The organism is Arhodomonas sp. KWT, assembly GCF_010993615.1.
The window spans coordinates 23,994-32,299 of record NZ_WNXE01000020.1 but is presented as its reverse complement, the minus strand read 5'-3'; the positions used below and the strand labels follow the sequence as shown (position 1 = coordinate 32,299).

Below are 8,306 nucleotides of genomic sequence, written 5' to 3'. Positions count from 1 at the left end.
CGCGGAGTGGGCGATGCCCATCCGGTGCAGGGCCGTGTAGGCATCGGCCATCGCCGGTGTGATCCAGGTGCCGGCCTCATCGGCACGCGGTGCCGCGCAGGCCCGGATCACGGCCTCGAACGCCCGGTCCAGGGTCACGGACAGACCGGAATGGCGCAGGCGCTTGCGCAGGCTGCGCCCGACGTGGATGGCGTGCGGCGGAATGACCGCGCGGGGGTCGGGGCTCCACCACAGCACCGGCTGGTCCTCGGAGAACCACGGGAATATCCCCGCTGCGTAGGCCTCGATCAGCCGTGACGGCGTCAGCGAGCCACCGATCGCGAGCAGTCCGTTCGGCTCTTCGAGCGCAAACGTCTCCGGGTCCGGGAACGGTGTCTCGTTGTCACCGGGTGCGATCCATGGAACCTGCGTCATCGTCGTCGTTCAGTCGCTCTGCCTATACGGTCCCGACAGTGTAAGCTCCTCGGCGTAGGCCTTCACGGCGGGCCGCTCACGGCCGAGGAATTCCGAGACCGCCCGCCGGAATGCGGGTTCATGCAGGTGATGTACAGAGTGGGTCAGCGTCGGCATGAACCCGCGCGGCACCTTGTGCTCGCCCTGCGCGCCCGGCTCGAAACACCGCAGCCCCTCGCGTATGCAGTAGTCGATACCCTGGTAATAGCAGGTCTCGAAGTGCAGGGCATCGACCACCTCGTCGCACCCCCAGTAGCGGCCGTACAGGGTCTCGCCGTCACGCAGGCACATCGCCGCCGCGATCGGACGGTCGTTGCGCTCGGCGACGAACAGCACCACCCGCCGCCCCAGTGATCGCCCGAGCGCCGCCATGCAGGCCTCGCTGAGTACCGGCACGTTTCCGCGTTCATGAAAGGTGTTACAGTAAAACCGGTGCATCGCACGCCAGAGATCGGCGTCCGCCTCGTCGCCGTGGACGGTGCGCATCCGCAGCCCTGCGTCTGCCACGAGCCGTCGCTCGCGGCGGATGTTCTTGCGCCGCTTGGACGTCAGCGCGGCCAGGAAGTCGTCGAAATCCCCGTAACCGTTGTTGTGCCAGTGGAACTGACAGCCCAGCCGGTGCGCATACCCCGCCGCCTCGGCACGGTCGGCCTCCACGGCGGTGAGGAAGAGCCAGTGCACGGAGGACACACCGCTGCGGCCGGCCCACTCCCGGGCGCCGTCGAACAGTGCCCGCGACAGGCGCTCGGCGTCCCCGCCGGGCGACAGCAGCAGCCGCGGTCCGGTGGCGGGCGTCCACGGCACTGCAACCACCAGTTTCGGATAGTAATCGAGCCCGTGCCGGGCGTAGGCGTCGGCCCAGGCGAAGTCGAACACGAACTCGCCCCAGGAATGGGTCTTGAGATAGGCCGGCGCGGCGGCGACGATATCCCCGTGGTGGTCGCGGAGGACGAGGTGGTGGGGCAGCCAGCCGACCGTCTCGCCGACGGCGTCGTATGCCTCCAGTGTCGCGAGGAACTCGTGGCGGAGAAACGGATTGCCGCTACCCTCGAGGGCGTTCCACGCCGCCGCGGGGACACGGCGAATGTCGTCGACGAGCTCCAGGGTCAGGGACGTATCCGGGCCGGGGCCTTCTGGCACCGCTTCATCCATTGATCATTTTCTCGCAATGATAGGCGCTTACGCGCTAAACTTCTGACTGTTTGTGAACGCATGGGGCCGACGTAGTGGCCAAGGCACAGTCCACCGAAAACGCCGCCCTGCCATGGGGGCAACATATCAGCCGCGGCCTGCGGGAGGCAGCCCTGCTGCTGCTGCTCGCCGTCGCCGGCTTCCTGCTGCTCTCGCTGGTCACCTATGACCCGAGGGACCCAGGCTGGAGCTATACCACCCTGGTCGCCGACGTCCATAACGCCGGCGGCCGCGTGGGGGCGTTCTTTGCCGACCTGAGCCTGTTCCTGCTCGGCTACCTGGCCTACCTCATCCCGGCGATGATCGCCTTCGGCGCGGCGCTGGTCTGGCAGTGGCAGCGTCTCCACGGTGCGATGCACTGGGGTGTCTTCGGGCTGCGGCTTGCCGGCTTCGTCGTCACCCTCGTCGCCGGCACCGCAGTGGCGACGCTCCACGTGGCGCCGGTTCCGGGGACCGTGCCGCTCAGCTCCGGCGGCATCCTCGGCGTGGTCACGGCGCGGGCGCTGGAGCAGGCGTTCAGTTTCACCGGTGCCACCCTGCTGGCAATGGCCGCCTTCGCCGCCGGGTTCACCGTCTGCACGGGTGTGTCCTGGATACGGCTTGCCGAGCGGATTGGTCGGTTCGTGTTTGCGCTGACCCGGGCGGTGCGCCAGGCGATCAACCGGGGGGCCGAGTCGGCGCGTCAGCGGCGTGCCGAACGGGCCCGCCGGCCCAAGGTGGTGGAATCGCCCGCGCCGCCGCCGGCGGAGAAGGCGAGGCCGAAGAGCCGTGGCAGGGACAAGCCGAAGAAGGTGGCAAAGGAGCCGCAGGTCGAGCCGGCGCCGGCGTCCTCACAGCGCCCGGCGAGCACCCGGGACCAGCTGCGGCTGCTAGAGGACGTGGGTCCGGGCGAGCTGCCGGGCACCGATCTCCTCGACCCGCCGCCGGCGGAGCAGGCCGGTTACGGCGAGGAGGCGCTCAGGACGATGTCCGAGCTGGTCGAGACGAAGCTCGCGGACTTCGGCGTGAAGGTCGAGGTGGTCGCGGTCCACCCGGGCCCGGTGATCACGCGCTTCGAGCTCCAGCCGGCGGCGGGCGTGAAGGTCAGCCAGATCTCCAACCTGTCCAAGGACCTGGCACGGGCGCTGTCGGTAACCTCCGTGCGCGTCGTCGAGGTGATCCCCGGCAAGTCCGTGGTGGGGCTGGAGATCCCCAACGAGCACCGCCAGGTGATCGCGTTCTCCGAGATCATTCAGTCGGATACCTTCTCCCGCGCCCATGCGCCCCTGACGCTGGCGATCGGCAAGGATATTGGCGGCGCCCCGGTGACCGTCGATCTCGGCAAGATGCCGCATCTGCTGGTGGCGGGCACCACCGGTTCCGGCAAGTCCGTCGGCGTGAACGCGATGATCCTCAGCCTGGTCTACCGGAATACCCCGGAGGCCGTGCGCCTGATCATGATCGACCCGAAGATGCTGGAACTCTCGGTCTATGACGACATCCCCCACCTGCTCTCGCCGGTGGTGACGGACATGAAGGAGGCCGCCAACGCCCTGCGTTGGTGCGTCGGCGAGATGGAGCGCCGCTACCGGCTCATGGCCGCCCTTGGCGTGCGCAATATCTCCGGCTGCAACCGCAAGATCCGCGAGGCCGCCGACCGCGGCGAACCCCTCGCCGACCCGCTGTGGACACCACCGGAGATGCCCGCCTCGGACGCGGGCGACCCGGACGCGGTCCCCGAGGCACCGCGGCTCGAGCCCATGCCCTATGTCGTCGTGGTGGTGGACGAGTTCGCCGACATGATGATGATGGTCGGCAAGAAGGTGGAGGAGCTCATCGCCCGGCTGGCGCAGAAGGCGCGCGCCGCCGGCATCCATCTCATCCTCGCCACCCAGCGGCCGTCCGTGGACGTGATCACCGGCCTGATCAAGGCGAACATCCCCACGCGCATGGCCTTCCAGGTGTCCTCCCGGGTGGACTCGCGCACCATCCTGGACCAGATGGGCGCGGAGTCGCTGCTCGGCCAGGGCGACATGCTCTATCTCGGCCCGAGCAGCCGCGGCATGCCGGAGCGTGTGCACGGCGCGTTCGTCTCCGACGCGGAGGTCCACCGGGTCGCCGAACACCTCAAGCGCAGCGGCAGCCCCGACTATGTCGAGGAGATCCTGGAGGAACCCGGCAGCGATTCCGCGAGCATCCCGGGACTGTCCTCCGACGGCGGCGGCGAGGACAGCGACCCGCTCTACGATGAGGCCGTGCGAGTGGTGACGGAGACCCGCAAGGCCTCCATCTCCGGCGTGCAGCGGCGGCTCAAGATCGGCTACAACCGTGCCGCCCGGCTGGTCGAGGAGATGGAGAGCGCCGGTATCGTGGGGCCGCTGCAGTCCAACGGCGGCCGCGAGGTCCTCGCCTCGCCGCCGCCCCCTGCCGACTGAACGCACCGACCCAGGGGAGTACCACCCGTGAAGCGATGCATCCACGCCCTCGCGCTCGCGCTGGCCGTCGTTACCGGCACCGCCGCGGCGGCACCGCTGGACGCGCTGCAGTCCTATTTCGAGTCCGTGAACACCCTCCGTGGGGCATTCGTGCAGACCACCCGGGACGAGTCGGGCGCCGTGGTCGAACGCGCCACCGGCCACTTCGCCCTGCGCCGCCCCGGCGAGTTCGACTGGGTCTACGAGACGCCGTACGCCCAGCGCATCGTCGCCACGGGCGAGTGGCTGTGGGTGAACGACCGTGATCTGCGCCAGGTGACCGTGCGCCCGGTGGGCGACGTCCTTGGCGTGGGTCCGGCGCTGCTGCTGAGCGGCAGCTTCAATGACCTGCGCGAGCAGTTCGACATGAGCGTCGGCGACGACGGCTGGATCCGCCTGCAACCACGCAACGACCGGTGGAGCGTGCAGCGCGTGCGCCTGCGCATGAACGACGGCGTCCCAGGCGTCCTGCGGCTGGAGGACGGGCTGGGCCAGACGGTCCGCCTGGAGCTGTCGGCACTGGAGCGCAACGTCACCCTTCCGGAGGACGTCTTCGCCACGGAGGTGCCCGAGGGCTCGGACCTGATCGCGCCGCCGGAGTACGAGGCGGGCCAGGGCGGCTAGTCAGTCCCGCGTCATGCCGGTTCCGGGGGCGGCGGAACCGGCCCTCTTCGCCGGCCTAGGACCGGTCGCCGCTGTCCGCCTGCCCGTCGAGCTGGCGACGCCATTCCATGAGCTCGCGGAAGCGGCGTTCCTGACCGTGGCCCGTGGGCTCGAAGAACGGCTCCGGGGTCAGCGCCTCCGGCCAGCAGTCGTGATCCCCGCCGGCGGGATAACCATTTGGCTCGCTGTGCGCGTAGCGGTAGCCCTTGCCGTAGCCGAGCCCCTCCATGAGCCTCGTCGGCGCGTTGCGCAGGTACAGCGGCACCTCCAGGTCCGGATGGGCACGTACATACGCCTGCGCCGACTTCCACGCCCGGTCTATGGCGTTGCTCTTGGGCGCGACCGCGAGGTGGATCGCGGCGTGGGCCAGGGCGCGCTGACCCTCGTAGTCACCCAGGCGGAGATAGGCATCCCAGGCGCTAATGACCAGGGGCAGGGCTCGGGGGTCAGTATTGCCCACGTCCTCGGAGGCGATGGCGGCAAGCCGCCGGGCGACGTCCAGGGGATCGCCGCCGCCGTCGACGAAGCGCGCGATGTAGAGCAGGGCGGCATCCGGGCGCGACGAGCGGATGGACTTGTGCACCGCCGAGAGCAGGTCGTAATAGGCATCGCCCTGGCGGTCCATGGCCGTGCCCTGGTGGCCAAGCACGTCCTCCAGGGCGTCCATGGTGAGGCGCTCGTCGCCGTCGTCCCGGGTGGTGAAGTCGGTCGCGGTCTCCAGCAGTCCCAGGGCCCGGCGCGCGTCGCCGCCGGCAGCGCGGGCTATGGTATGCAGTGCGTCGCTGTCGGCACGGATGCCACGCTTTCCCAGGCCCCGCTCCGTGTCGGCCAGGGCGCGCTCCATGACCGTAACCAGCGCGTCCTCGTCCAGGGCCTTGAGGACGTACACCCGGGCCCGGGAGAGCAGGGCGGAGTTGACCTCAAAGGATGGGTTCTCGGTGGTCGCCCCGATCAGGGTCAGCAGCCCGGACTCCACGTGGGGGAGCAGCGCGTCCTGCTGGCTCTTGTTCAGGCGGTGGATCTCGTCGAGGAACAGCACGCTCGCCTCACCGCTGGCGGCACGGGCACGGTCCACCGCGGCGCGGATCTCGCGGACACCGGCCATCACCGCGGACAGCCGCTCGAAGCGTGCCCCGGAGGCGGTGGCGAGCACCTCCGCAAGCGTCGTCTTGCCGGTGCCGGGCGGCCCCCAGAGGATCATCGAGCGGATCACGCCCGAGTCGACCATGCGCCGCAGCGGCTTGCCCTCGCCGACGAGGTGCGGCTGTCCGGCGAAATCCCCGAGATCCCGGGGGCGCATGCGATGGGCCAGCGGCTCGTGTTCGCCGCCGGTGCTGCTCTCGAAAAGATCCATCAACGCCTCGTTCCGCGCCGCCGACCCGGCGCGATGACTCTGCCTCACATCGTCCCGGCCGGGACGGTCCGTCCCGCACCTTTGCGGAAACGCCGATTCTACCTGTCATCGCGATCGTTCGCGCGGGCGGGGCGGCGGCCGCTTCGCGCCGACGCTCCGGGGCGGTTACAATCCCGTGCTGCGATGTCGCGCGCCCGCCGCCACCCTGGCCGGCCCGGGCGCGAGCCCACCCCGGCGCGGCCCGGGCGTGGCCCGCGCCGAGTGTTGTAGAGAACCGGAGACACGGACAGACCTATGCTGGATGTAAAGACCCTGCGGGGCGACCTCGACGGCGTGGCGGCCCAGCTCCGCCGCCGGGGCTACGAGCTGGATACGAAGCGCTACCAGGCCCTGGAGGAGGAGCGCCGCACGCTGCAGGTGCGCACCCAGGAGCTGCAGAACGAGCGCAAGACCCGCTCCAAGGCCATCGGCCAGGCGAAGGCCGCCGGCGAGGACATCCAGCCGCTGCTCGACGAGGTCTCGGCACTGTCTGACCGGGTGAGCGAGGCGGAGGAGGACCTGGCGGCGGTTCAGCGCGAGCTCCACGAGATCCATCTGGGGCTCCCTAACCTGCCGCATCCCGACGTGCCCGACGGCGACGACGAGTCGGACAACGTGCCCCTGCGCCACTGGGGCGAGCCGGCGGCGTTCGATTTCACGCCCCGGGACCACGTCGCCCTGGGCGCGCTCGCCAACGGCATGGACTTCGAGGCGGCGGCGCGTATCGCGGCATCGCGTTTCGTGGTCCTGCGCGGGCCGGTGGCCCGGCTGCACCGGGCGCTCGCCGGCTACATGCTCGACGTGCACACCCGCGAGCACGGCTACGAGGAGGTCTACGTCCCGTATCTCGTGGCCCCGCAGACCCTGGAGGGCACCGGCCAGCTGCCCAAGTTCGAGGAGGACCTGTTCGCCGTATCCGGCGACCACCCCCTGTACCTCATCCCCACCGCCGAGGTCCCGGTGACCAACCTCGCGGGCCAGCAGATCATCGAGGCGGACGCGCTCCCGCTGCGCATGGTGGCACAGACCCCGTGCTTCCGCTCGGAAGCCGGCTCCTACGGCAAGGACACCCGCGGCATGATCCGCCAGCACCAGTTCGAGAAGGTGGAGCTGGTGCACATCAGCCATCCGGAGCGCTCGTACGAGGCGCTGGAGGAGCTCACCGGCCACGCCGAGCGCGTCCTGCGAGACCTCGGGCTCGCGTATCGCGTGGTCACGCTGTGCACCGGCGACATGGGCTTCGCCGCGGCCAAGACCTATGACCTGGAGGTGTGGCTGCCGGGACAGCAGGCCTACCGGGAGATCTCCTCGTGCAGCAACACCGAGGCCTTCCAGGCCCGGCGGATGCAGGCGCGCTGGCGCAACCCGGAGACCGGCCGGCCGGAGCCCGTGCATACGCTCAACGGCTCGGGTCTTGCTGTCGGGCGCTGCCTGATCGCGGTACTGGAGAACTACCAGGAGGCGGACGGCCGCGTGCGCCTGCCGGAGGTCCTGCGACCGTACTTCGGTGGCGCCGAATACCTGAGCTGAGTCAGTCGCCGAGCAGCGCGTAGACCGCGCCGGTGCCGCCGTCCACGCGGCGCGCCGAGCAGAAGGCGAGGACGTCGTCACGCTGGCGCAGCCAGCGGTCGACCTTGCCCTTGAGCACCGGGCCGTCGTTGCCGGAGCGCCGGCCCTTGCCGTGGATGATGCGCACGCAGCGCACGTCCCGCTCCCGGCATTCCTGGAGGAAATCCCGCAGCGCGCCGACGGCGTCCGCGGCGACCATCCCGTGGAGGTCGAGCTCGGCCTGAATCACGAAGCGTCCGCGTCGCAGGCGGCGCAGCACCCGGCGGTCGATGTCGTCGCGGAGGTAGCTCAGCGCCTCACCGCGCTCCGGACCGAGGTCGGTGTCGTCCTGCGGCGGGCGCAGCAGCTCCGCCATCACCCGGCTGTTGTCCGCGAGGCGCTGGCGGGGGACCGGCCGCGGACGCGGTGCCGCGGCGTCGTGCCGGCCGTCGTCCTTCAGGGGGCGGACGTCACGCATGGCCTCGCGAAAGAGGGTGGGGTCGCTGTCCCGATCATGCTCGCTCATCGTTCCCTCTGGGCTGACGCCGGTGTGCGCCGGTGGCGGCCTCGACGACATGCTACCTGTCTGCGCATACGCACCGCTA

The 8,306-nt window shown here is 70.2% G+C and carries 7 protein-coding genes; 3 read left to right on the top strand and 4 right to left on the bottom strand.

The genetic code is table 11. From position 1 onward, the window contains the following. Positions 1 to 414 (bottom strand): leucyl/phenylalanyl-tRNA--protein transferase (locus tag G7A99_RS06050; protein WP_163139202.1); only part of this gene is annotated, 414 nt, incomplete at its 3' end. Between the two features lie 9 nt (positions 415 to 423). Then, a complete protein-coding gene (locus G7A99_RS06045) occupies positions 424 to 1,605 on the bottom strand; it encodes a GNAT family N-acetyltransferase (RefSeq protein ID WP_051088178.1) in 1,182 nt (393 codons plus the stop codon). A gap of 74 nt (positions 1,606 to 1,679) precedes the next feature. Between G7A99_RS06045 and G7A99_RS06040 the strand changes: the two genes are divergently transcribed. Beyond that, positions 1,680 to 4,058 carry a DNA translocase FtsK gene (locus tag G7A99_RS06040; protein ID WP_163139201.1) on the top strand — a complete coding sequence of 793 codons (2,379 nt, stop codon included), beginning with the start codon at positions 1,680 to 1,682 and terminating at the stop codon, positions 4,056 to 4,058. A gap of 27 nt (positions 4,059 to 4,085) precedes the next feature. Beyond that, entirely contained in the window at positions 4,086 to 4,721 is a 636-nt protein-coding gene (lolA, locus tag G7A99_RS06035; RefSeq protein ID WP_163139200.1) for an outer membrane lipoprotein chaperone LolA, read from the top strand. 55 nt (positions 4,722 to 4,776) lie between these two features. Here the strand turns inward: lolA and G7A99_RS06030 are convergent, their stop codons facing one another. Continuing rightward, positions 4,777 to 6,114 carry a replication-associated recombination protein A gene (locus G7A99_RS06030; RefSeq protein ID WP_163139199.1) on the bottom strand — a complete coding sequence of 446 codons (1,338 nt, stop codon included), beginning with the start codon at positions 6,112 to 6,114 and terminating at the stop codon, positions 4,777 to 4,779. Between the two features lie 294 nt (positions 6,115 to 6,408). Between G7A99_RS06030 and serS the strand changes: the two genes are divergently transcribed. Beyond that, the gene (serS, locus tag G7A99_RS06025) at positions 6,409 to 7,683 is read left to right on the top strand and encodes a serine--tRNA ligase (protein ID WP_163139198.1); all 1,275 of its coding nucleotides are present in this window, start codon (positions 6,409 to 6,411) and stop codon (positions 7,681 to 7,683) included. Position 7,684: 1 nt separating this feature from the next. Here serS and G7A99_RS06020 read toward each other — a convergent pair whose 3' ends face one another. Beyond that, positions 7,685 to 8,227, bottom strand: a complete 543-nt coding sequence (locus G7A99_RS06020; protein WP_018716867.1) for a Smr/MutS family protein — start codon at positions 8,225 to 8,227, stop codon at positions 7,685 to 7,687. Positions 8,228 to 8,306: the final 79 nt, after the last annotated feature.

Coding starts and splice junctions, on each gene's coding strand:
- G7A99_RS06045 (WP_051088178.1), bottom strand. CDS start 1,605: ATGGATGAAGCGGTGCCAGAAGGCCCCGGCCCGGATACGTCCCTGACC.
- G7A99_RS06030 (WP_163139199.1), bottom strand. CDS start 6,114: ATGGATCTTTTCGAGAGCAGCACCGGCGGCGAACACGAGCCGCTGGCC.
- serS (WP_163139198.1), top strand. CDS start 6,409: ATGCTGGATGTAAAGACCCTGCGGGGCGACCTCGACGGCGTGGCGGCC.
- G7A99_RS06020 (WP_018716867.1), bottom strand. CDS start 8,227: ATGAGCGAGCATGATCGGGACAGCGACCCCACCCTCTTTCGCGAGGCC.